The sequence below is a fragment of the Kitasatospora sp. NPDC059673 genome, from assembly GCF_042734215.1.
Lineage (GTDB): Bacteria > Actinomycetota > Actinomycetes > Streptomycetales > Streptomycetaceae > Kitasatospora.
Window position 1 is genome coordinate 469,096 of the sequence record NZ_JBHWEN010000002.1, and the last position, 20,790, is coordinate 489,885.

Genomic DNA, 20,790 nt, shown 5'->3' on the forward strand with positions numbered 1-20,790 from the left:
GTGCGCCAGGTGGCCGCGGGCTTTCAGGTGGCCAGGAAGCGTTCGTGGAAGACCTGGCAGTCGGGGGCGGCCCGGCGGACCGCGTCGATCATCGGCGGGGGCCCGCAGACGTAGAGGTCGGGGGCGGGGCCGGTGTGTTCGGCGAGGGCCCGGGCGAGCAGGTCGGCGGGGGTGCCGATCGGGCCGGTCCAGGTCGGGTCGGGCTCACGGACGCAGAACTCGTGGCGGAAGCCGGGCAGTTCGGCGGCGACCGCCTTGAGCTCGGCGTCGCCGAACAGTTCCTCGGGCGTGTTGACGCCGAGGAACAGCCGGGCCGGCTGCGGGTCCTGCCACTCGGCCATCTGCCGGGCCATCGCGAGCAGCGGGGCCAGGCCGGTGCCGCCGGCCAGCAGCCAGCGCGGGCGCAGCCCGGTCTCGTGCAGGCCGAAGGCGCCTTGCGGGCCGTGCACCGTCAACGGGTCGCCTGGGCGGAGCCGTTCGGCGAGCGCCCCGGAGAAGGCGCCGCCGGGGCGGAGCCGGATGAAGAACTCCATCCGGCCTTCCCAGTTGCCGGTGTTGGCGAGCGAGTAGGCGCGTTTGACGCCGGTGCCGGGCAGTTCGAGTTCGACGAACTGCCCGGCGTCGAACTGGCAGTCGGGGCTGTCGGTGAGGGTGACCTCCAGCCGGACGGTGTCCCGGGCGACGGCGGTGACCGACGCCACCTCGGCGGCCCGCTGCGGCACCCCGCCGTACAGGATCCGCGACTGCGGGTAGGGCAGTTCGGCGGTGAGCGGCCCGCACGGCACGGTGCGGCACAACAGCACGCCGCCGCAGGAGAGTTGTTCGGGCGACAGGGCCTGCTCGCTGTGCGGGCCGAGGTGGTACTCGCCGGAGGTGACGGTGGCGTGGCAGGAGCCGCAGGTGCCCTGCTTGCAGGAGGCGGGCAGCGCGGCCCCGGCCTCGGCGGCCGCCTCCAGTACGGTGCCGCCGGGCGGGCAGCACAGCTCCAGCCGGGCGCCGTCGGTGGTGGTCAGCACCACCTGGTGGCCCGCTACTTGCTGCTCCGTCATTTCGCGGCCGTTTCCAGCGCGGCGGCGAGGTCGGCGGCCGGGTCGCCGACCAGCCGCAGGTCGAAGCGCTGTACGAGGGCGTCGATCAGGTTCGGGGTGAGGAAGCCCGGCAGCGTCGGGCCGAGGTGGATGTTGCGGATGCCGAGGGCGAGCAGGGCGAGCAGCACGGCGACGGCCTTCTGCTCGGTCCAGGACAGCACCAGGGTCAGCGGCAGGTCGTTCAGCTCGCAGTCGAACGCCTCGGCGAGGGCGGCGGCGATCCGGATCGCCGAGTGGGTGTCGTTGCACTGGCCGAGGTCGAGCAGCCGCGGGATGCCGTCGATGTCGCCGAAGTCGTGCCCGTTGAAACGGTACTTGGCGCAGCCCAGGGTGAGGACCACGCTGTCGGCGGGCGCGCCGACCGCGAAGTCGGTGTAGTAGTCGCGTCCGGGGGTGGGCCCGTCGCATCCGCCGACCACGAAGAAGTGGCGGATCGCGCCGCTGCGGACGGCGGCGGTGACCCGGTCGGCGACGGCGAGTACGGCGTCGGCGCCGAAGCCGACGGTGAGCATCCGCTCGGGCTCGCCCTCCGGTTCGGCGGGGAAGCCGGGCAGCGCGCGGGCGGCCTGCAGGACGGGGCCGAAGTCGCCCTGGGCGAGGTGGCGCACGCCGGGCCAGCCGACCGGGCCGGTGGTGAAGATCCGCCGCCGGTAACCGGCGTGGGGTTCGATGATGCAGTTGGAGGTCATCAGGATCGGGCCGGGGAACGCGGCGAACTCGCGCTGCTGGTCCTGCCAGGCGCCGCCGTAGTTGCCGACCAGGTGCGGGTAGGCCTTCAGCGTCGGGTAGGCGTGCGCGGGCAGCATCTCGCCGTGGGTGTACACGTTGATGCCCTGGCCGGCGGTCTGCTCCAGCAGTTGCTCCAGGTCGTGCAGGTCGTGGCCGCTGACCAGGATCGCCTTCCCGGCGACGGGCGTGGTGCGCACCGCGGTGGGCTGCTGGGCGCCGTACGCGCCGGTGTTGGCGGCGTCCAGCAGTTCGATGGTGGCGAGGTTGAGCCGGCCGAGGCCGACCGCGCGTTCCACCAGGTCGGCGGCGTCGGTGGGTTCGCCCGCGAGGTAGGAGAGGGCGCTCTCCACGCCGCCGAACACCTCGGCGCTCTCCTTGCCGAGGACGTGCGCGTGGTGCGCGTACGCGCAGATGCCCTTCAGTGCGTACAGGTGCAGCGCGCGCAGGCCGACCACGTCCGGTCCGACCAGGGCCAGGCCGGCGTCCACGCCCACCTCGGCGGCCTGGCGCATCAGCGCGTCCGGGTCGTCGGCGGGCTGCCAGGCCGCGGGGCCGGTCAGTTCGCGCGGTTCCTGTCCGGCGGCGCGGGCGGCCCGCTGGTAGGCGGCGCGGGCGCGGTCGCGGTGGGCGACGGCCTGCTGGATCAGTGCGCCGAACCGCGACGGGTTGAAGTTCACGTTGGTGAGGGTGGTGAACATCGCGTACAGCAGGAACCGCGACGCCTCGTCGTCCGCCGCGCCGAGGGTGCGCGCCTCGGCGGCGTACTGGGCGATGCCCTTCGCCGCGTGGATCAGCAGGTCCTGCAGGTCGGACGTGGCAGCGTCCTTGCCGCAGTTGCCGATCGCGCCCGCGCACCCGGGAACCGTACCGGTACGGTCGGTCTGCTCGCACTGGTAACAGAACATGCGGTCCTCCTGGACTCGTGCACCTCGCCCCGGGGCCGGCGGACCCCCCGCACGGGCGTGCCTCCACGCTACGAACCCCGCCCGTGCCGTCGCAGGTCCCGTACGTCCCCGCGCCCCGGGCCGTCCGGCCCCTCCGCGCGGCCCGCGCGGGGCCGCAAGTCCTTTGCCGCGCCCGGCCCGTGGCCGCCGCTCGGCTCCGCTGGCGACGGGCGTCCCGTGGCTGTTGATCCGTTGTTGATCGGCGGAGGCCAGCATGGGAGACGTGCCGGTCCCGGGGGTGGGTTCGAGTGGTGGCCGGCCGTCAGTTTCGGCGCGGTACCCGCTGCGGGGCCGCCGAGATCACGGGGAACAGATCATGCGTATCCGTCAGCTCTCCGCCGCCGCCGTGGTGGCGGCCCTGGGCGTGTCCCTCACCGCGTGCGCCGACGACCGGCCGTCCGGCCCTGTCGCGCCCGCCGGGCCGGTGGCGCCGGTCGCGGCGGAACTCCCGGTGTCGCCCGTGGTGGCGAGCTCCCCGGCCGCGAAGGGGACCCGCCCGTGCACGGCGGCGGACCTGCGGGCGACGGTGGCGGCGGCCTCGGTGGTGCCGGCCTCGGACGGGCCGGTGGTGGAGCGGATCGAGCTGGCCAACCGGGGCACCGCCACCTGCACCATGCAGGGTTTCCCGGGCGTCGATCTGGTGAGCGGGGAGACGACCTGGAGTCTGCCGCGCTCCCGTTCGGCGCAGGCCCGGACGGTGACGCTGCCGCCCGGCGGGACGGCGTACCTGCTGATCGACTACCTGCCCTACCGGGGGCGCGGGCAGCGCGGCCAGGACGAGTTCAAGGTCACCTCGATGGTGCTGACCCCGCCGAACGACACCGGCCGGCTCACCGTCCACTGGGAGGGCGCCAACCCGCAGGACCGCCGCACCGCCCCTCAGCCGGGCACCCAGGTCCGTCCGATCGCCGCCACCCGCTGAGCGGCGATCTGTCGGAACGTCAGGACGCGGACGGGGAGTTCGGGTCGGGACGGATCGCGCCGAGGATGGGCAGCATGGTGACGGGGGCGAGTTTGATCACCGTCCCGGCGTGCGGGGCGTGCACGACGGTGCCGCCGCCCAGGTAGAGCGCGACGTGGCTGGCGTCGTTCTGGTAGATGACGAGGTCGCCGGGCCGCAGTTCGCGCAGCGGGATCCGGTGCAGCGCGGCCCACTGCTCCTGGCTGGTGCGCGGGATGGTGACGCCGGCGGCCAGCCAGGCCTGCGAGGTGAGGCCGGAGCAGTCGAACGCGTCGGGGCCGGTGCCGCCCCACAGGTACGGCTTGTCGCGCTGGTCGAGGGCGAAGGCGATGGCCTGGCGGCCGGCCTCGGACGCGCTGCCGCCGGGGCCGAACACCCCGGCGGCGAGCATCTGTTGGCGGGACTGGTCGGCGCGGTCGTAGTCCAGCTGCTCCAGCAGTTCGAGCTGGTCGGCGGGGGTGGAGTCGAGCAGCTGGGCGGTGCGGTCGGCGGCGGTGCGGGCCTGGTCCAGGGCCTGCTGGGAGTCCTGCGCGGCGGCGGCCGCCGACTCCTCGGCCTGCCGGGCCTGGTCGGCGGCCAGCACCAGCCGTCCCCGGGCCTCGCGCAGTTCGCTCAGCACCTCGGCGGCGCTGTGGGACCCTTCGAACGCCTGGCGCCGGCGGCCGAGGAACTCCTCGGGCCGGTCGGAGAGCAGCAGCCGGGCCAGCGGGCCGAGCGAGCCGAGCGGGCCGTTGCGGTACTGCTCGCCGACCAGCCGCTCGGCCTGCGTCTCGGCCTCCGCGACCCGGGCCCGCTCCCGGTCGGCCTGCACCGCCGCGTCCGCGGATTCCTTTTTCCTGCGGTCGAGTTGGGCACCGGCGGCGGTGGAGCGCTGCTCGGCCGTCTCCGCCGTGTGCCGGGCCTGCGCGAGGTCCTGGGCCAACTGGTCGAGTGCCGCCCCGGCGACCGCGCTCTCGGGGGCCTCCCCGGCGGCCTCGCTCTCGGGTGCCTCCCCGGCCTGCTCGCCGCCGGCTGCTTCGCCGGCGGACTCGTTGTCGGGAACGGGCAACGGCTCGGCGCCGGCGGGTGCGGCGATCGTCAGCAGCAGCGCCACGACCGGCGCGACCACCGCCGACCGCCAGGACCGGGAGGTGCCACGGGACATGGGAGTCCACCGCCCTAGCTACAAACTGCACCGGACGCGCCACCGACCGGTCGGGTCCCCCGGGACCCACCGGCCGCCGCGCATCCATCGGATGATCGGAACCCGGCCACTGTGCCACCCGCCCCGCCCACTCCCCCGCAGGCCGACCCCGACACCCCCCACATCTCACCTGGCCGGCGCAGCCTCCTCCGCGACCGCCCAGCCCAGCTCGCGGGCCCGCTCGGCGACGGTGCCGTGGTGCGCGGTGGCGCTGAGCGCCGCGACCGTGGCCCTGGTCAGCGGGGCGCCCGCCATCACCGCCGCCACCGCGTCCCGGTCCACGGGCCGCTCGTAGTAGTCCTCGGCGAAGCTCAGGTACCCGTCCGTGCTCCCGTCCACCAGGAGGTCGAACAGCCAGCCCGCGCCGTCCGACTCGCCGGGGCCGAACCGAACCGGCCCGCACCGCCACGCGCTGTCGCCGGCCTCGCGCCAGACGCACACCGAGGCGTCGAAGAACCCCTCGAACCGGAACGCCGGATCCTGCGCGTAGTGCGCGAGCGAGGCGGGCAGGCCGTCGAGCAGCCCGGGCCAGTGCGCGCGGTCCTCCTCCCGCCACGGCGTCGCGGCGCTCTCGTGGTCGAAGCCGTGAAGGAACACCCCGGCGGCCGGGTCGAACACGATCGCGTACCGGTCGCCCCCGCCGTTGTCCATGCACGCCAGATCCACGCCCTCCCGCCAGCCGGGCAGGTACGTGTGCCTGGGGTCCGACGGGTCGAGGACCGCGTCGAGCAGGGCGATCGCCCGGCAGCGGGCGCGCAGCACAGCCGGTTCGGGCAGCAGGGGCAGCAGGTCGTGAACGTTCATGGCGGCCATTCAACAGTGCGTCACCGACAGCGCTGACCTGCGCGTTCGCTCCGCCCGGGGGCGGGGGCGCCGGGCCCGTGGTTACGGTGGGCACATGACCGATCGTCAGCACCCGGGATACCTGGGGGCGGCGGGCGCGTTCGCCGTCTGCATGGCGGGCACCACGCTGCCCACGCCGCTGTACGGGCTGTACCAGGAACAGATCGGCTTCTCCGAGCTGATGGTGACGGTGGTGTTCGCCATCTACGCGTTCGGGGTGATCGGCGTGCTGCTGCTGGTCGGCAACGTCTCGGACGCGGTGGGGCGGCGCCCGGTGCTGCTGGTCGGCCTCGGCTGCGCGGCGGCGGCCGCGGTCGCGTTCCTGGCCGAGGGGGGTCTGCCGCTGCTCTGCCTGGGCCGGCTGCTGTCCGGACTGTCGGCGGGCCTGTTCACCGGCACCGCCACCGCGTACGTGCTGGAACTCGCCCCGCCCGGCCGCCGCGCCCGCGCCGGGTTCGTGGCCACCGCTGCCAACATGGGCGGTCTCGGCCTCGGACCGCTGCTGTCCGGGCTGCTCGCCGAGTACACCTCGCACCCGCTGACGCTGCCGTACCTGGTCCATCTGGTGCTGCTGGCGGCCTCGTTCGCCGTCACCTGGTCGCTGCCGGAGACGGTCGCGGACACCGTCCCACTGCGGGCGGCGCGCCCCCGGCGGCCGAGTCTGCCGCCGCAGGTGCGCGGAGTGTTCGTGCCGGCCGGGATCGCCGCGTTCGCCGGGTTCTCGCTGCTCGGGGTGTTCACGTCCGTCAGCCCGGCGTTCCTCGCCGAGAGCCTGGACGTGCACAACCACGCCGCGGTCGGCGCGATCGTCTGCCTGGCGTTCTTCGCCTCCACCGGCGGCCAGCTGCTGGTGCCCCGGCTGGGCGCGGCCCGGGCGATCCCGCTCGGCTGCCTGGTGCTGATCGCCGGACTCGGCCTGCTCTCCCTCTCCCTCGCCACCGGCACCCTTGCGCCCCTCGTGCTGGCGGCGCTGGTCGGCGGCACCGGCCAGGGCATGGGGCTGCGCGGTGCGGTCGACGAGGTCGCGGACGCGTCCCCGGCCGGGGAGCGCGGCGGGGTGCTGTCGGCGCTGTTCGTGGTGGCGTACTTCGGCATCTCGGTGCCGGTGATCGGCATCGGCCTGCTCAGCGGCCCGCTCGGCCTCACCCACGCGGGCCTGGTCTTCGCGGCCTGCATGGCCGCCCTGGCGGCGGCCTCCGGCGCCTACCTGCTGCGCCGTGGGTCCTGACCGGGCCCGGTGACGACAGGTCTGATTGCTGTGACCGAGGAGGACGGGCGAGGAACGGTCGGGGGCGGGCTGTGGGGGCGCTGCTGGCGGCGATCGGCGCTGCTGACGTGCGCACCCGGGGTGGCAGCAGCCGACCGCACACCGGGCCGGAGCACAACTCCCGGCGCCGGCCGGGCCGTTCGCGGTCGTGGGCACCGCCCCGGTCCGGCGGCGAATCGTCGACGCGGTTGATTCACCCACCGGGTGCGCCGAGCCGGGCCTGGCGGGTCTCGGCACCACGCCGCGTCAGTGAGTCAACTCCGGGAACCCCTCGAGACGCTCGCCGACCCGCTCCCGCAGCAGCAGGTACTCCGCCCACCGCCGACGGGTCGGCCCGGCCGGGCGCTCGACAACCCGCGCCTCCGTCACGGTCTCCCCCGCCCGGAACTGCTCGAGCGTCAGGTCGAGCTCCACCCCGCTCGGCAGCCGGTTCCACCAGTGGAACCCCCGCTGCTCGCCCTCGCAGTGCACCTCCCCGACCAGGAGATCCCCGCCGAAGATGTCGTGCACCACGAGCGCCGTGATGTCGCACTGGCCCCACGCCGGATTCTCGGGCTGCCACCCGGCCCGCTCCAGGTCGTCGGGCGAGCAGGTGTCGGCGGCCCAGCTGGCGCGCAGCGCCCTGTCGAGGTCGAGCAGATTCCACGGGATCATCCCGGCAGCATGGCAGCCGCCACTGACAATCCGGCCCGGCCGGCCGTCAAAGCCTCCCCGCACCACGCTCCCGCCCGGGTGGAGGACGGTCGGGCCCGCGTGCCGGGCCTCGCAGGCGGAGACCCGGTGCGCGGGAGAGCGGGTGTCAGGAGGTCTTGGTGATGAGCAGCACGGTGTACACCCCGCACTGGGAGCCGTTGACCTGGTTGCTGACCACCCAGCCGGCCGGGATCGGGGACGGGCCGCAGACCACCATGCTGGTCTGCGTGGTCACCTTCACCAGGGTGTACATGGTGTACGTCCCGCACTGCCCGGAGCTGCCCGCCTGGGTGATCACCCAGCCGGCCGGGATCGGCGACTGTCCGCAGACGGTCAGGGTGGTCTGGGTGGTCACCTTCGTCAGGGTGTTGACGTTGTACGCGCCGCAGACCGAACTGCCGCTCTGCACCTGGGTGATGACGTATCCGGCCGGGATCGCGGACTGCGCGCAGGCCTGGATCGACGGTTGGTCGGCGAGCTTGACGAGCGAGTACACCTGGTAGCTGCCGCAGCCGGCCAGATTCTGCATCGCGGTGATCACCCAGCCGTCGGGGACGCGCGAGTTGGCGCACACCTGGAGCGAGGTCTGGGTGGTCACCAGCGTCACCGTGAACGTCCCGTACGAGCCGCAGGCGGGCGAGTTGGGCTGGATCGCGGTGACCACCCAACCGGGCAGGATCGCGGACTGGCCGCAGTCCTGGAGCGTGGTCTGGGTGGTCACCTTCAGCAGCGAGTACAGCGGATAGTTGCCGCAGCCCGCGCCGTTCTGCGAGGAGGTGATCACCCAGCCGTTCTGGATCGGCGAGATCGCACACGCCTGGTACGAGGTCGCCCCCGGCGGGATCAGCGTGACGGTGTACGTCCCGTAGGTGCCGCAGGCGGAGGAGACGGTCTGGATCGCGGTGATCACCCAGCCGGGCAGGATCGCGGACTGGCCGCAGTCCTGAAGCGTGGTCTGGGTGGTCACCTTCAGCAGCGAGTACAGCGGGTAACTGCTGCCGCAGGTCGGGCCGTTCTGCATTGCCGTGATCACCCAGCCGGCGGGCACGGGCGAGTTGGAGCAGGCCTGGATGGTGGTGGCGTCGCCCAACTCCGTGATGGTGAACAGCCCGTAGCCGCTGCACCCGGCCCAGTTCTCGCTGGTGATCACCCAGCCGGCGGGCACGGGGGTGTAGCCGCAGATGGTCGTCGTCGCTCCCTGCGCGGCGGCCGGAGCCGCGTCTGCGGGTTGTGCCGTCAGTGCGACGGCGCCCAGCAGGACGGCCATCACCGCGATCCATCGGGTCAGTGCCTGCCGAATTCGTCTCATCTCCGTTGCCCCTCCTGGTCGGTGTCCGGAGCGGCGAGCCTGACAGGCCGCCGGGCCCGTGAACAGACCGCCTCCCACCTGCTGCGACACCGCCGGAACACGGCCGAAAACCGTTCGCCCACCCGTGTACCGCTGTGTACCGCCGCCGCGCTCCGCCGCACCTCGCCTGCCCGCCCGACAAGCCGAACGGGACACCGGGGCCGATGACCGAGCACTGCTGCGGGACGACGACCGACCGGGGCGGGCGCCTGCCGGAGTCGCTGCGCGAGCGGTGGTACGGCACGCGGGAGCGCCTCGGGATCGACCCGTGGGGAGGACGAGATCCCGGCCGAGTTCGAGGACGGCAGCCGGCCGACCGCGCATCCCTGCGCCCAGCAGGACTCCCACCTGCGGCTGCGCGGGAGGGACCAGGCAGAATCGGCGTCATGCGTACCCTTCTCGTCATCGGCATCGGTGCAGGCGATCCCGACCACCTCACTCTGGAGGCGGTCAAGGCGATCGGCCGCACGGATGCGTTCCTGCTGCTGGACAAGCCCGAGGAGCGCCAGGACCTGATCCGGCTGCGGCGCCGGATGATCGCCGAGCACGGGCGGCCCGGGCACCGGGTCGTCGAGCTGATCGACCCGGCGCGCGACCGTGGCACGGCCGCGTACCGGGAGGCCGTCGAGGAGTGGCGGGAGCGGCGCGCCGACCTGGTCGAGCAGGCGGTGATCGAGGAACTGGCGGACGGTCAGACCGGCGCCCTGCTGGTCTGGGGCGACCCGGCACTGTACGACAGTGTGATCGCCGTCCTGGACCGGATCCTGGCGCGCGGCCGCACCGAATTCGACTACACCGTCATCCCCGGCATCAGCAGCATCTCCGTCCTGGCGGCCCGTCACCGCACCACCCTGACCCGCACCGCGCGGCCGGTTCGGATCACCACCGGGCGCCGCCTGGCCGCCGAGGGCTTCGGCCCGGGCTCGGAGGACGCGGTGGTGATGCTGGACGGGCAGGCGGCCTTCACCAAGATCGACCCGGCGGGCGTGCACATCCACTACGGCGCCTACCTGGGCACCGAGGACGAGATCCTGGCCGCCGGCCCACTCGCCGAACAGGCCGACCGCATCGCCGAGTTGCGCGAACAGGCCCGCGAACGCAAGGGCTGGATCATGGACAGCTACCTGCTGCGCCGCACCGAGGACTGATCCCCGCCCCTCCCCCGGAGTGGACGGGCCCGGAGCCCGAACTCCCTCACCCGTCCGCTCCCTTCGACGCCCTCCGCGCCACTCGGCGCGGGCCACCGGGGCTCGCCCGGCGCCGCGCGCTCCAGGCAGCCACCTGCTGCTCGCGGTCGCCGCCCTCCACGCCGTCCACCGGGACCCGGCAGCGCCCTGGAGGACTCCGCCGCCGGGACCCGTGCGCGCGTTCACCTGTGCGCGGCCGCCCCTACGACCTGGCCGGCAGGACGTTCTCCCGATAGGACTTGCCCGGGTCCTGCGGATCCGTCGCGGTGTTCCCGCGCGGCGCGAAGTCGCAGGCGATGTAGGTGTCGAACCAGAAGAAGCCGTCCTTGTCGGGGCCGCCGTCGCGCGGTCCGCCCACCCGGGCGCAGCCGATCTTCGTCGTGGACTTCCACACCAGCTGGGTGAAGTTGCCGGTCTCGCGGGAGAAGCCGGGCTTGCTGTAGTCGTAGTGCGCGCTCCCCTCGTACCAGGCGTCCACCGCGACCCTGCAACTGTCCGGCGCATAGCCGCTCCCGGGGTTCTCACCGGCGAACGAACTCCAGCTCAGGGTCTCGCCGTACCCACGGGCAAGGCCGTCGTGCTGGAAGCCGCCCGGCTCCGACACCTTCTGCGCCCGGGACTTGGCGTATTCCACGATCTGCGGATCGACGGTGAGTGGAGGTGCCTGATGCTTGGCCCGGTAGGCGTTGATGGCCGCGAGGCAGTCGTTCTGGAACCCGCTGTCGGTTCGGTCCGTGAACGCCCGCCGCACCGGACCGGCAGCCGTCGCGGGCTGCATCACCGTCATCACGGCCACGGCCGCCGCAGCCGCGGCCAGGGCAACCCTGCGGACCTGAGATGCAATCAAGGAGTCCTCCTACTCGCGCTGATCCTGCCACCCTGACTAACGCCCCGACCGCCACCAGGGCACGGCCCCCGCAGGCCCTGCCGCTTCCTCGTCACCATCCGGTCGTTCGGAGCCGCGCCGCTGGCGTGCACGCGGCCTCGCGGGCCCGGGGTCACCCTCCTCGGCGTCACCCGTGCAGGTGAACGCGGGGGTCGCTGAAAGCTGTGCACCGGCGTACCGTCGGGGGTCTCGTCAATCTGACGCAGCATCAGAATTGCGGGACGCCAATCCTGTTGCCGGTCCGGCGCGTCTGCGCGTTGCGGGGCGCGCAACACCCTCACGATCCGGCATGCTGCTGTCCACCCCGGCGCAGCGGCGGCCGGGGTTGGCGCGACCGGACCGTGACGGGCCGGCGGGTACGGGTGGAGGATTCGGGTGCGGCGTACATGGCGACCCGGCGGATCGATGAACGGCCGACGGGGGTGCGGAGCGTGATGGCAGGGCCTGTCCGGGACGGCGGGCTCCAGCCGCTGGATCGTGAACTGAACAGGGAGTGCCGGGAGTTCGCCGAATCATTGCGCGAACTGTTCCTGGAGCTCGGCATCTCGGTGCGCCGGTACGCCACCCGCTGCTACCTCAACCCGGGCACGCTGTCCCGGTACTTGGCGGGGTCGCGGATCGCACCGTGGCAGTTCGTCGAGGAGTTGCTGCACCACCTCGACGAGGACTGCGGCACCCGACTCGACCCGTCGGCCCTGGAGGGGCTGCGCCGCAGGCACGTGGCGGCGCTGCGCACGGCGGCGTCGATCGGCCGGGCGGTGCAGCAACTGGAGGACCAGTTGCAGGCGGCGGACCGGGAGGCCCGCCGGGCGGGGGCGCGCGAGGAGCAGCTCGACCACGCGCTGGACGACACTCGGCAGAGCATCGCCGACCTGGACGCCCGGCTGGTCCGCCTGGAGTCCCGCCCCCTCCTGCCCGCACCGCAGGACCGCACCGAACAAGCCGAACGCGCCGGGCACACCGGGCACACCGGGCAGGCCGAGCAGGCCGGGCACACCGAGCAGGCCGAGCAGGCCGAACCACTCTCGGCGCCGGACCGGGATGCGCTGCTCGCCGAGCGCGACGCGCTCGCCCGCGAAGTGGAGCGGCTGGCCGAGGAGTTGGCCCGCGCCCGGGAGCGGGCGGCGTGCGCGGAGACCCGCTGCGACCTGTTCGAGCGTCAACTCGCCCTGGTGGAGCAGCAACAGGGCCTCGCGGAGATCCCGTTGCAGCCCGCACGTCCGCCGGCTCCGCCCGCTCCCCCGGCTCCGCCGGGCCCGTCGAACGAGGGCCCGCCGCCGAAGGTGCTGCTGGTGGACGACCGGCCGGACAACCTGATGGTGCTGGAGGCCGTCCTGGGGCCGCACGGGCACCGGCTGGTGCGGGCCGCGTCGGGGCCGGACGCGTTGCGGGCGCTGTTGGAGCCGGACGAGTTCGCGGTGATCCTGCTGGATGTGCAGATGCCGGGGATGGACGGCTACGAGACCGCCGCGCACATCAAGCGCCGGGCCCGTACCCGCGACATCCCGATCATCTTCGTCACGGCGATCGGCACGGACCCGGACCACTCGATGCGCGGCTATGCGGCGGGTGCGGTCGACTTCATCCCGAAGCCTGTCGATCCGTGGGCGCTGCGCGCGAAGGTCGCCGTGCACGTCGAGCTGCACCGCGAACGCCGCCGCCACACCGCGCTCCCGGCGCCGACCCGGCACACGATCTCGGCGGCCACCGGGACGGCGATCCCGAAAGCCGGTGCTCCTTCAGTGAGTTGACCGTCCGTCGGGGACCCAGTTGCCGTGCAGGCCGAGCGGCACCCGGACCGGCAGGTGGATGCGGGCGACGGGCTCGCCGGCGAAGTCCTGCGCGGCGAGGATCACCAGGTCGGCCGCGCCGCGTTCGGGGTTGTGCGCGTAGGCCATCACGTAGCCGTCGTCCTCGGCGGTGGGCGACTCGGCGGGGACGAACACGCCCTCGCCGACGGCCCCGTACCGTCCGAACTCGTGGGCCTCGACGGTGCCGCGCAGCAGGTCGTGCTTGAGCAGGGCGCTGCTGAACCCCTCGTCGGGGCGCGGGTCGTCGGGGCCGGTGGGCGTGGCGTACAGCTCGGCCACGGCGGCGTAGCCGTAGCGGTGCGGGCGGGCGACCCGGCGGGGGTCGACGCGCGGGAACTCCTGGGTTCGGTCGTCCAGCCGCTCCTCGCGGATCCTGTTCGCCGCCAGGTCGATCCGCCAGCGGTCCAGGGTGGGGCGGCTGCGGCCGAAGTCCCGGATGCTGAAGCCCTCGGGGTGGCGGACCACGTCGATCACCACCTCGGTGCCGTCCTCGTACGCGTTGAGGGTGTGCCCGACCAGGCAGGGGGCGACGTCGAACCAGCGCACCGGCCCGCCGCCGCGCGGCATGATGCCGACCCGCGCCTGGTGGGTGTCGTCCCAGGTGAACGGCACGCCGGTGGGCAGGTGGGCGGGGCTGAACACCACGGGGGCGTCGAACAGTACGACGTAGTGCTCGGTCAGCGCGAAGTCGTGCATGTACGGGTTGCCGGGGGTGTGGATCAGCGTGGTCCGGCGGACGGTGCCGTGGTGGTCCATCACGATGTGCTGGACGTACTCGGTGCCGTACAGGAACGCCAGCGAGTGCAGTTCCCGGGTGTGCGGGTCGAAGACGGAGTGCGCGTTGGCGCTGTAGCCCTCGGGGGTGGCGCCGAGCTCGCAGGGACCCAAGGTGTCGAGTTCGTATCCGAGTTCGTAGGGACGTATGCCGCCCTCGATCAGCGCGAAGGTACGGCCGTTCAGCCCGGCGACCTGGACGTTCGGCGCGAAGTCCAGCCGCGGATCGACGGGTGTGCCGCGGTGCGGCTCGCCGAGGTGGTCGGCGACGGCGCCCGAGCGCACCCAGCGGTTGCGGTACCACTCGGCACGGCCGTCGCGGATCCGCACGCCGTGCACCATGCCCGGGCCGAGGGTCCAGATGTGCGCGGCGGGGTCCTCGATGCCCAGCGCGTTGGGGCCATTGCGCAGGTAACGGCCGTTCAGGTGGGCCGGGATGCGGCCGGTGACGGGAAGGCCGTGGGCGGTGACCTCTTCGGTGACCGGGGCGAAGCTGCCCGTCAGATAGCGGTTGATCGTCATGCCGGCTGTCCTTTTCCGTGCGGTACGTGCGGTTCGTGCGGTGCGCGCAGTCCGTGCGAGGCGCGCGGTCCGTGCGGTTCGTGCGGTGCGCGCAGTCCGTGCGAGGCGCGCGGTTCGTGCGGTGCGGTTCGACGAGGGACGGTCACTGCGGCTCGGCGAGGAACGCCCGCCCCACCGCCGCCATCAGCGCGTCGAAGCGGTGGGCGGCGCTCTCCGGCGGGAAGTGGCCGGCGAGTTCCAGGCTCACCGCGCCGTGGGCCGCCGCCCAGAGGAGCTTGGAGATCTCGTGTGCGTCGCCGGGCGCGAAGACGCCCGCGTCGATGCAGGCCTGGACGGCCGCCACCGAGGCGTCGAAGGCGTGGTCGGCGGTGGCGAGCGCCTCCGGTCCGGGCTGGTAGCCGGGCACCGCCTGCTCGAACATCACCCGGTAGTAGGCGGGTTCGGCGAGGGCGTGCGCCCGGTACGCGGTGCCGAGGTCGTTCAGTGCGGTCAACGGGTCGTCGGCGCACGGGACTTGCTGCTGGGCGCGGCGCAGCCGGGCGAAGCCTTCCCGGTAGAGCGCGTCGGCCAGGCCTTCCTTGCCGCCGAACATGGTGTACAGGACCTTGGTCGAGGCACCGATGCCGGTGGCGATCCGGCGCATCGTCAGCGCGGCGGGCCCCTCGGTGACCAGGAGGTCGATGGCGTGGTCGAGGATCGCGGTCCGCACAGCACTCTGGCCGATGCGTTGCGCGTCCTGGTAGGGCGTGTTCACGGGTAACACCGTAGCCCACCGGTAACAGCGTTACCCACACTTTCCGACAATCCGTTGCGTCGTCAGCACGCCTTTCCCGTACGGCAGTTCGCGGTGGTGACTTTGTCCGGACTTACTGGTAGGAAACTTTCCTTTCACCTACGCTCCGGGGAAACGGCCCGGCGTGGCCCCGTCCTCGGCATCCAGGACTCGCGCCGCGGCGCGCCCTGTCCGAAGGGAACCCTCATGACGACCGAGACCACACCCGGAGCCGCATCCGACCCAGCCCAAGACACCGATCCAGCCCAAGACACGGACTTCGCACCGGACTTGGCGGAGCGTCCGGCGGCCGGGGCACGTCTGGTGGTCCTGGTGGTGGTCGTGGTCACGATGCTCGGCTCCGCGCTCGGGTTCGCCCTGCACACCTGCCACCGCGACGGCCCGCACCAGATCGTCCCGGCCGACGCCACCTTCACCCTCGACGAGCCCGGCCTGTACTACCGGGACGCCGCCTCCGGCCGGATCGCCCGCGCCGCGCACACCGTCGGCGATCCGGCGGCGGTCGGCGGCCCGTCCTGCGAACGCTTCTATGCCGCGGGCAACCGCGCACTGTGCCTGCGCACCAGGCCGGGCCGGCCCGCCGGTACCGAAGCGGTGGTCTACGACCGGCACTTCCACCGGCTCCAGACCCTCGCCCTCCCGGGCCTGCCGAACCGGGCCCGGGTCTCCCCGTCCGGGCAGGTGCTGTCCTGGACGACCCTCACCAGAGGCACCCACGCCACCGCCGGCTACTCCACCCGCACCTCGATCCTCGACCTGCGCTCCGGCTCCCTGGTCAGGGCCGTCGAGAACATCCCGCTGACCGTCGATGGCGTCCCCTCCCACGCCACCGACCTCAACTACTGGAGCGTCAACTTCGCCGCCGACGACAACCGCTTCTACGCCACCGTCTCCGCCGACGGCCACACCCACCTGGTCGAGGGCGACCTGAAGGCCTGGTCGGCACACACCCTGCGGGAGAACGTCGAATGTCCGTCCCTCTCCCCCGACGGCACGCAGATCGCCTTCCGCAAGCGCGTCTCCGCCGACCCCGCCGACCCCTGGCGCCTCTATGTCCTCGACCTCGCCGACCTGCGCGACCATCCCGTGGCCGAGACCCGCGCCGTGAACGACCAGGCCGCCTGGCTGGACGCCCGGACCCTCGGCTACGCCCTCCCCGCGAAGGAGGGCCACGCCACCGACCTCTGGTCCGTCCCGGCGGACGGCTCCGGCCGGCCCCATCTGCTGGCCACCGGCGCCTCCTCGCCCGTTGCCATCACCAATTGACGTGCCACGTAGCGATATTGACGGTCAGTCAGGCCAGCGGCCCACTGTGGTGCGCCAGGGCCGGCCCCGGACGACCACCTCGCGGAGGGTCGGCCGCAGGCCCGGGACGCGTTCGAACAGGGCGCAGAACCACTCCTCGAACGCGTCGCGCCTCACCGCACCTCCAGGTTCGCCATCATCCCCATGTCCTCGTGCTCCGCGTTGTGGCAGTGGAACAGGTACCGCCCCCGGTAGCCGTCGAAGCGGGAGATGATCTCGGCCGCCTCGCCGGGCCGCAGCGAGACCGTGTCCTTCAGCCCGGCGTCGTGCGGCAGCGGTGCGCGGCCGCCCCGGCTCAGGATGCGGAAGCCGACCAGGTGCAGGTGGATGGGGTGGTGGACGTCCGCGATCAGCCGCCACACCTCCAGGTCGCCGAGCCGGACGCCGACGTCCTCGCGCGCCGGGTCGAACGGGCGGCCGCCGATCAGCCAGCCGTGGCCCTCGCCCATCCGGCCGGCCCGGAACGCGAACTCCCTGGTTCGGACGGCCTCTTCGCGTCGCCACTCCGGCAGGTCGGTGGCCAGCGTTTGCGGCACCGGGGTGTCCTCCCGCTGCGCCCGGACCACGCGGAACGCCATCACCTCCCGGGTCCGCCCGCTGCCCATGCGGTTCAGCAGCCGGACCGTCCCGCCCACCGGCACCGCGCCGAAGTCGACCAGCAGGTCGTACCGTTCGGCGGGCGCGAGCGGCAGTCGGCGGTGCGTCACCGGCGCGGACAGCAGACCCTGGTCCGCGCCGATCTGCACCAACTCCAGGGCCCGCCCGTCCTGATCGACCGCCTCCAGCTCGTAGTGGCGGGCGTTGGAGCCGTTGAGCACGCGCAGCCGGTGCCGCACCGCCGCCACTTCGTGCACCGGCCACGGCGCGCCGTTGACCAGGATCACATCGCCCAACACCCCGGCCATGTAAGGTTCTTGAACCCCGGGCCGGTCGCGAAGCGAGGGGTCGAGCGACGGGTACTCCAGGCTCCCGTCGGCAGCGAACGCGCGGTCGGTGATCACCAGCGGCAACTCCCGTTCTCCGTCCGGGAGTTCGAGCGCCTTCTCGCTGTCCTCGCGGATGATGTGCAGCCCGGCCAGGCCGCGCCAGATCGCGGGGGCGGTGTAGTCCATCCGGTGGTCGTGGTACCAGAGCATGGTGGCGCGCTGCTCGTTCGGGAAGGTGTACTCGCGCACCACTCGGCTCTGCACGGCCCTCGGATCCGCCATGGTGCCGCCATGGCCGCCATGTCCACCGTGGCCGCCGCTCTCCGGCCAACTCGCGGGCAGCACAAAGTCGGTGGGGTAGCCGTCGAACTCGGCGGGGGTACGGCCCCCGTGCAGGTGGACCACGGTGGGAACGGGCAGTTCGTTGCGGTGCGTGACCACGGCGGGACGGCCGCGCCGGGCCTCGATGGTCGGACCGGGGAAGCTGCCGCCGTACGTCCACACCGGGGTGTGCACGCCGGGCAGGATCTCGGCGACGGCCTCCCGCTGGGTGATCTCGTACCGGTCGACACCGCCGGTGGTGGACACCGGCGCCAGCACCTGCGGCCGGGGCAGCGGCACTTGGAACGCGGGCGGCAGCTCGATCGCGCTGCGCAGCAGGCCGCCCGTCCCGGCCGGGCGGTGGGCGAGCGTCGCGGCGGAGGCCAGACCACCCGCCGTCAGCAGTCCGAACGCGCCACCGAGCGCGAGCAACCGCCGCCTGCTGAGCTGGAGTTGGGGCTCACTCACCGCGCACCTCCGGCGCCTGTCCGGGCAGCGGGGCGCGCAGCAGGCCGATGGTGAGGACGGTGAGGGCGGCGATGGTGGCCACGCCGAGCGGCAGGTGCAGCCACAGCGCGCCGTCGAGTCCGGCGAAGTACTGGACGGTCTCGGCGATCACCACCAGCGCGGTGCCGGTCAGCGGCCAGGCGATCCGGCGGCGGTACCAGAACACCATGGCGGCGATCAGTTGCAGGTAGCCGAGACTGGTGACGGCGTTGGCCCCGGCGAGGTGCCAGCCGAGGCCGTCGTACGAGCCGCTGAGGTAGACGCCGGCGAACACCGGTTGCCCGTACACGGCCACCATGTGCACGGCGGCCAGCACGCGCAGCACCTGCCCGGCGGGACCGGTCCGGCCGGCGCGGTCGGCGCGGTCGGCCGCTTCGGCGTGTTCGGGGACGGCTGACACAGCCATGGCAGAGTTCTCCCTCAATCCTGGTACGGGGTACGGAACTTGCACCTCCTCGACGCTATGCCCCGGCGGCTATCCCGTCTAAGATCAATATTGCTATGGGGTTATGCCGTTTCCGGCATGGCCGGTGCCGGACGTGCCGGGCGGTCTCGGGCGGTGTCGGCCGTCGCCGGCCGTCGCCGGACGGTTGCAGCAACACGGGGAGCGGCCATGGATCTGCACGCGCTGACCCAGTTCCTGGTGGTGGCACGTCTGGAGCACCTGAGCCGGGCCGCCGAGGAACTCCGGGTCGCCCAGCCCTCGTTGAGCCGCACCATCGCCCGCCTGGAGGAGGACCTCGGCACCCCGCTGTTCGACCGGGGCGGGCGGCTGCGCCTGAACGAGGCGGGCCGGCTGTTCCGCGGCTACGCGGAGCGGGCCCTCGGCGAGCTGGAGGCCGGCCGCCGGGCCGTCGCGGAGGCGGCGGGCAACGGCTTCGGAACGGTCCGGCTGGCGTCCGAGACCTTCCTGACCTTCACCGCCCCACTGGCCGCGTACAAACGCGCCCACCCCGCCGCCGAGATCGACCTGCGGCAGCTCCCGGCCGATCTGATGCCACGCCAACTCCGCGCTCAGGAAGTGGACTTGTGCGTCGCCTCGCAGCCGATCCGCACCGAGGGCCTGCAGAGCGCCCAACTCCTGGACGAGCCGGTCTGGTTGGCCGTCCACCGCAGCCACCCGTTGGCCGGGCGCAGCTCCGTCGCCCTGCCCGACCTCGCCGCGCTCCCGTTCATCACCGCCCGCCCCGGTCACTGGAACCGCCGTCTGCTCGACCAGCTCTTCGCCGACCTCGGCCACCCGCCCCGCATCGTCTGCGAGAGCGACGAACTCGCCGCCATCGCCGACCTGATCACGGCGGGCCTCGGCGTCGGCCTGATCCCCGCCGTCGGCCGGCAGAGCGCCACCCGCCTCCCGCTCGCCCTCCTCGCCGTCGACCATCCCGCGTGCCGGCGGACCCTCACCCTGCACTGGTCCGAGTCCGCCCGCCTCTCCCCCGCCGCCGGGCTGATGCGCGAGGCCCTTCTCAACTGGACCTGGCCAAGCTCCTCCTGACGCCCGGCCCTCGATTCCGCTACACGCGTTGCGCAATGGCGCCGTCCCCCGCTAGCCTCGTCCTCATTACGAGACACGCGTAGCGAAATGAGGGGCGGGAGACATGGCCAGGCCGCGGGACACCGGTGTTGACGCCAAGGTGCTGGAGGCGGCGCGCGGGCTGCTGCGCGAGCGCGGGTACGCAGGGTTCGCACTCGACGAGGCCGCCGCCCGCGCCGAGGTCGCCCGCACCACCGTGTACCGGCGCTGGCCCACCAAGGACCACCTGGTGGTCGCCGCCTTCGCCACCATGTTCGAGACCGCGCCGATCCGGGAGACCGCCGACGTCCGGGCCGATCTGACCGCCACCCTCACCGCGATCGCGGCCGGCCTGCGCCTGCCCGCCACCCGCGCCCTGGTGGCCGAGTTGATCGCCGCCGGCACCCGCCACCCCGAACTCGGCGACGCGCTGCGCCCGTTGTGGACGCAGCGCCGCACCGCGGCCGCCGAGCTGCTCGCCCGGGCCACCGCCCGTGGCGAGTTGGCGGCCGACGCCGACCCCGCGCTGATCATCGACCAGCTGGTCGGCCCGCTCTACTACCGGGTGCTGATCAGCGGCGACCCGATCGACGACCACTTCGCGCGCGCCCTGGTGGACACCACCCTGGCGCGCCACCGCTGAAACACACGACAAGCAGTCACCAGGGGGAGACCATCATGAGCCTGTTCACCTGCGAGGCCAGCGCCGAAGCCGAGTTCCCGGGCACCCCGGAGGCCGTCTGGCAGCTGATCACCGACCACGACCGCTACCCGCAGTGGCACCCGGTGGTGGTCCGGGTCGAGGGCGAACTCGCCGTCGGCGCCCGCCAGACCGAGGTGGTCCGCACCGCCTCGGGCCGCGAGCTGACCTTCCACCCGGTGCTCACCGTGGTCGCCCCGGGCCGCGAACTCTCCCGCGCCGGCCGCCTCCTGGTGCCCAGGCTGCTCGACAACACGCACTCCTACCTGATCACCGACCTCGGCGACGGCCGGGTCCGGGTCGTCCAGCGCGAACGCTTCACCGGCCTGCTCGCGCTCTTCTTCCACGGCCGCACCGCCCGCGACACCGAGGCCCGCTTCAAGGCCGCGCTCGCCAACCTGGCCCCGCTCGCCGGGCAGGTGGCGCAGCCCGCCGAAGGGTGCGCCGCACGGTAGCGTGGCCCGGTGAACGGCACGGAGATCAACAGCG

Annotated in this window: 20 protein-coding genes and 1 pseudogene; 9 read left to right on the forward strand and 12 right to left on the reverse strand. The window is 73.2% G+C overall.

The window, feature by feature from the left end:
- Positions 1 to 23 precede the first annotated feature (23 nt).
- Entirely contained in the window at positions 24 to 1,049 is a 1,026-nt protein-coding gene (locus tag ACFV18_RS04405; RefSeq protein ID WP_380479063.1) for an FAD-binding oxidoreductase, read from the reverse strand.
- Positions 1,046 to 2,722, reverse strand: coding sequence for a hydroxylamine reductase (hcp, locus tag ACFV18_RS04410; protein WP_380479065.1), 1,677 nt, complete (start codon positions 2,720 to 2,722; stop codon positions 1,046 to 1,048). Before hcp ends, ACFV18_RS04405 begins: the two co-directional genes overlap by 4 nt.
- 355 nt (positions 2,723 to 3,077) lie before the next feature.
- On the opposite strand from hcp, the gene ACFV18_RS04415 reads away from it, so the two are divergent.
- Complete coding sequence (locus ACFV18_RS04415; protein ID WP_380479067.1) at positions 3,078 to 3,683, forward strand: DUF4232 domain-containing protein; 606 nt, start codon at positions 3,078 to 3,080, stop codon at positions 3,681 to 3,683.
- A gap of 19 nt (positions 3,684 to 3,702) precedes the next feature.
- Here the strand turns inward: ACFV18_RS04415 and ACFV18_RS04420 are convergent, their stop codons facing one another.
- Entirely contained in the window at positions 3,703 to 4,866 is a 1,164-nt protein-coding gene (locus ACFV18_RS04420; RefSeq protein WP_380479069.1) for an NlpC/P60 family protein, read from the reverse strand.
- Positions 4,867 to 5,031: 165 nt separating this feature from the next.
- Positions 5,032 to 5,709 (reverse strand): hypothetical protein, encoded by a 678-nt coding sequence (locus ACFV18_RS04425; RefSeq protein ID WP_380479070.1) that lies wholly within the window; start codon positions 5,707 to 5,709, stop codon positions 5,032 to 5,034.
- Positions 5,710 to 5,803: 94 nt separating this feature from the next.
- Here ACFV18_RS04425 and ACFV18_RS04430 point away from each other — a divergent pair, with 94 nt between their 5' ends.
- A complete protein-coding gene (locus ACFV18_RS04430; RefSeq protein WP_380479072.1) occupies positions 5,804 to 6,976 on the forward strand; it encodes an MFS transporter in 1,173 nt (390 codons plus the stop codon).
- Between the two features lie 285 nt (positions 6,977 to 7,261).
- Here the strand turns inward: ACFV18_RS04430 and ACFV18_RS04435 are convergent, their stop codons facing one another.
- Together ACFV18_RS04435 and ACFV18_RS04440 are read right to left on the reverse strand one after the other, a co-directional pair.
- Entirely contained in the window at positions 7,262 to 7,669 is a 408-nt protein-coding gene (locus ACFV18_RS04435; RefSeq protein WP_380479074.1) for a hypothetical protein, read from the reverse strand.
- A 145-nt stretch (positions 7,670 to 7,814) separates the two neighbouring features.
- Positions 7,815 to 9,017, reverse strand: a complete 1,203-nt coding sequence (locus ACFV18_RS04440) for a hypothetical protein (RefSeq protein WP_380479076.1) — start codon at positions 9,015 to 9,017, stop codon at positions 7,815 to 7,817.
- A gap of 425 nt (positions 9,018 to 9,442) precedes the next feature.
- Between ACFV18_RS04440 and cobF the strand changes: the two genes are divergently transcribed.
- On the forward strand, positions 9,443 to 10,204 hold the full coding sequence (cobF, locus tag ACFV18_RS04445; protein WP_380479078.1) for a precorrin-6A synthase (deacetylating): 762 nt from the start codon (positions 9,443 to 9,445) through the stop codon (positions 10,202 to 10,204).
- Positions 10,205 to 10,445: 241 nt separating this feature from the next.
- Here cobF and ACFV18_RS04450 read toward each other — a convergent pair whose 3' ends face one another.
- A complete protein-coding gene (locus ACFV18_RS04450; RefSeq protein WP_380479079.1) occupies positions 10,446 to 11,090 on the reverse strand; it encodes a CAP family protein in 645 nt (214 codons plus the stop codon).
- A 1,355-nt stretch (positions 11,091 to 12,445) separates the two neighbouring features.
- Between ACFV18_RS04450 and ACFV18_RS04455 the strand changes: the two are divergent.
- Positions 12,446 to 12,776: pseudogene (locus tag ACFV18_RS04455) on the forward strand (two-component system response regulator); the annotation flags it as partial.
- 92 nt (positions 12,777 to 12,868) lie between these two features.
- Here the strand turns inward: ACFV18_RS04455 and ACFV18_RS04460 are convergent.
- A complete protein-coding gene (locus ACFV18_RS04460) occupies positions 12,869 to 14,236 on the reverse strand; it encodes a carotenoid oxygenase family protein (protein WP_380479080.1) in 1,368 nt (455 codons plus the stop codon).
- A 142-nt stretch (positions 14,237 to 14,378) separates the two neighbouring features.
- On the reverse strand, positions 14,379 to 14,990 hold the full coding sequence (locus tag ACFV18_RS04465; RefSeq protein WP_380479082.1) for a TetR/AcrR family transcriptional regulator: 612 nt from the start codon (positions 14,988 to 14,990) through the stop codon (positions 14,379 to 14,381).
- A 309-nt stretch (positions 14,991 to 15,299) separates the two neighbouring features.
- Here ACFV18_RS04465 and ACFV18_RS04470 point away from each other — a divergent pair, with 309 nt between their 5' ends.
- Entirely contained in the window at positions 15,300 to 16,295 is a 996-nt protein-coding gene (locus ACFV18_RS04470; RefSeq protein ID WP_380479084.1) for a hypothetical protein, read from the forward strand.
- Positions 16,296 to 16,319: 24 nt separating this feature from the next.
- On the opposite strand, the gene ACFV18_RS04475 is transcribed toward ACFV18_RS04470, so the two are convergent.
- Genes ACFV18_RS04475 through ACFV18_RS04485 form a run of 3 tightly spaced genes read right to left on the reverse strand, consistent with a single transcriptional unit; the run spans position 16,320 to position 18,494 of the window.
- On the reverse strand, positions 16,320 to 16,451 hold the full coding sequence (locus ACFV18_RS04475; RefSeq protein WP_380479087.1) for a hypothetical protein: 132 nt from the start codon (positions 16,449 to 16,451) through the stop codon (positions 16,320 to 16,322).
- Complete coding sequence (locus ACFV18_RS04480) at positions 16,448 to 18,049, reverse strand: multicopper oxidase family protein (protein WP_380479090.1); 1,602 nt, start codon at positions 18,047 to 18,049, stop codon at positions 16,448 to 16,450. The genes ACFV18_RS04475 and ACFV18_RS04480 overlap by 4 nt, the downstream gene beginning before the upstream one ends.
- The gene (locus ACFV18_RS04485; RefSeq protein ID WP_380479092.1) at positions 18,042 to 18,494 is read right to left on the reverse strand and encodes a hypothetical protein; all 453 of its coding nucleotides are present in this window, start codon (positions 18,492 to 18,494) and stop codon (positions 18,042 to 18,044) included. Before ACFV18_RS04485 ends, ACFV18_RS04480 begins: the two co-directional genes overlap by 8 nt.
- A gap of 103 nt (positions 18,495 to 18,597) precedes the next feature.
- Here ACFV18_RS04485 and ACFV18_RS04490 point away from each other — a divergent pair, with 103 nt between their 5' ends.
- From ACFV18_RS04490 to ACFV18_RS04505, 4 genes are all read left to right on the forward strand, one after another.
- Positions 18,598 to 18,720, forward strand: coding sequence for an EspF repeat-containing protein (locus tag ACFV18_RS04490; RefSeq protein WP_380479095.1), 123 nt, complete (start codon positions 18,598 to 18,600; stop codon positions 18,718 to 18,720).
- Positions 18,702 to 19,583 carry a LysR family transcriptional regulator gene (locus ACFV18_RS04495; protein WP_380479098.1) on the forward strand — a complete coding sequence of 294 codons (882 nt, stop codon included), beginning with the start codon at positions 18,702 to 18,704 and terminating at the stop codon, positions 19,581 to 19,583. The genes ACFV18_RS04490 and ACFV18_RS04495 overlap by 19 nt, the downstream gene beginning before the upstream one ends.
- A 103-nt stretch (positions 19,584 to 19,686) precedes the next feature.
- Positions 19,687 to 20,244: a TetR-like C-terminal domain-containing protein gene (locus ACFV18_RS04500; RefSeq protein ID WP_380479100.1), complete on the forward strand. Its 558-nt coding sequence runs from the start codon at positions 19,687 to 19,689 to the stop codon at positions 20,242 to 20,244.
- A 35-nt stretch (positions 20,245 to 20,279) separates the two neighbouring features.
- On the forward strand, positions 20,280 to 20,756 hold the full coding sequence (locus tag ACFV18_RS04505) for an SRPBCC family protein (protein WP_380479103.1): 477 nt from the start codon (positions 20,280 to 20,282) through the stop codon (positions 20,754 to 20,756).
- Positions 20,757 to 20,790: the final 34 nt, after the last annotated feature.

Coding starts and splice junctions, on each gene's coding strand:
- ACFV18_RS04405 (WP_380479063.1), bottom strand. CDS start 1,049: ATGACGGAGCAGCAAGTAGCGGGCCACCAGGTGGTGCTGACCACCACC.
- hcp (WP_380479065.1), bottom strand. CDS start 2,722: ATGTTCTGTTACCAGTGCGAGCAGACCGACCGTACCGGTACGGTTCCC.
- ACFV18_RS04415 (WP_380479067.1), top strand. CDS start 3,078: ATGCGTATCCGTCAGCTCTCCGCCGCCGCCGTGGTGGCGGCCCTGGGC.
- ACFV18_RS04420 (WP_380479069.1), bottom strand. CDS start 4,866: ATGTCCCGTGGCACCTCCCGGTCCTGGCGGTCGGCGGTGGTCGCGCCG.
- ACFV18_RS04425 (WP_380479070.1), bottom strand. CDS start 5,709: ATGAACGTTCACGACCTGCTGCCCCTGCTGCCCGAACCGGCTGTGCTG.
- ACFV18_RS04430 (WP_380479072.1), top strand. CDS start 5,804: ATGACCGATCGTCAGCACCCGGGATACCTGGGGGCGGCGGGCGCGTTC.
- ACFV18_RS04435 (WP_380479074.1), bottom strand. CDS start 7,669: ATGATCCCGTGGAATCTGCTCGACCTCGACAGGGCGCTGCGCGCCAGC.
- ACFV18_RS04440 (WP_380479076.1), bottom strand. CDS start 9,017: ATGAGACGAATTCGGCAGGCACTGACCCGATGGATCGCGGTGATGGCC.
- cobF (WP_380479078.1), top strand. CDS start 9,443: ATGCGTACCCTTCTCGTCATCGGCATCGGTGCAGGCGATCCCGACCAC.
- ACFV18_RS04460 (WP_380479080.1), bottom strand. CDS start 14,236: ATGACGATCAACCGCTATCTGACGGGCAGCTTCGCCCCGGTCACCGAA.
- ACFV18_RS04485 (WP_380479092.1), bottom strand. CDS start 18,494: ATGGCTGTGTCAGCCGTCCCCGAACACGCCGAAGCGGCCGACCGCGCC.
- ACFV18_RS04490 (WP_380479095.1), top strand. CDS start 18,598: ATGCCGTTTCCGGCATGGCCGGTGCCGGACGTGCCGGGCGGTCTCGGG.
- ACFV18_RS04495 (WP_380479098.1), top strand. CDS start 18,702: ATGGATCTGCACGCGCTGACCCAGTTCCTGGTGGTGGCACGTCTGGAG.
- ACFV18_RS04500 (WP_380479100.1), top strand. CDS start 19,687: ATGGCCAGGCCGCGGGACACCGGTGTTGACGCCAAGGTGCTGGAGGCG.
- ACFV18_RS04505 (WP_380479103.1), top strand. CDS start 20,280: ATGAGCCTGTTCACCTGCGAGGCCAGCGCCGAAGCCGAGTTCCCGGGC.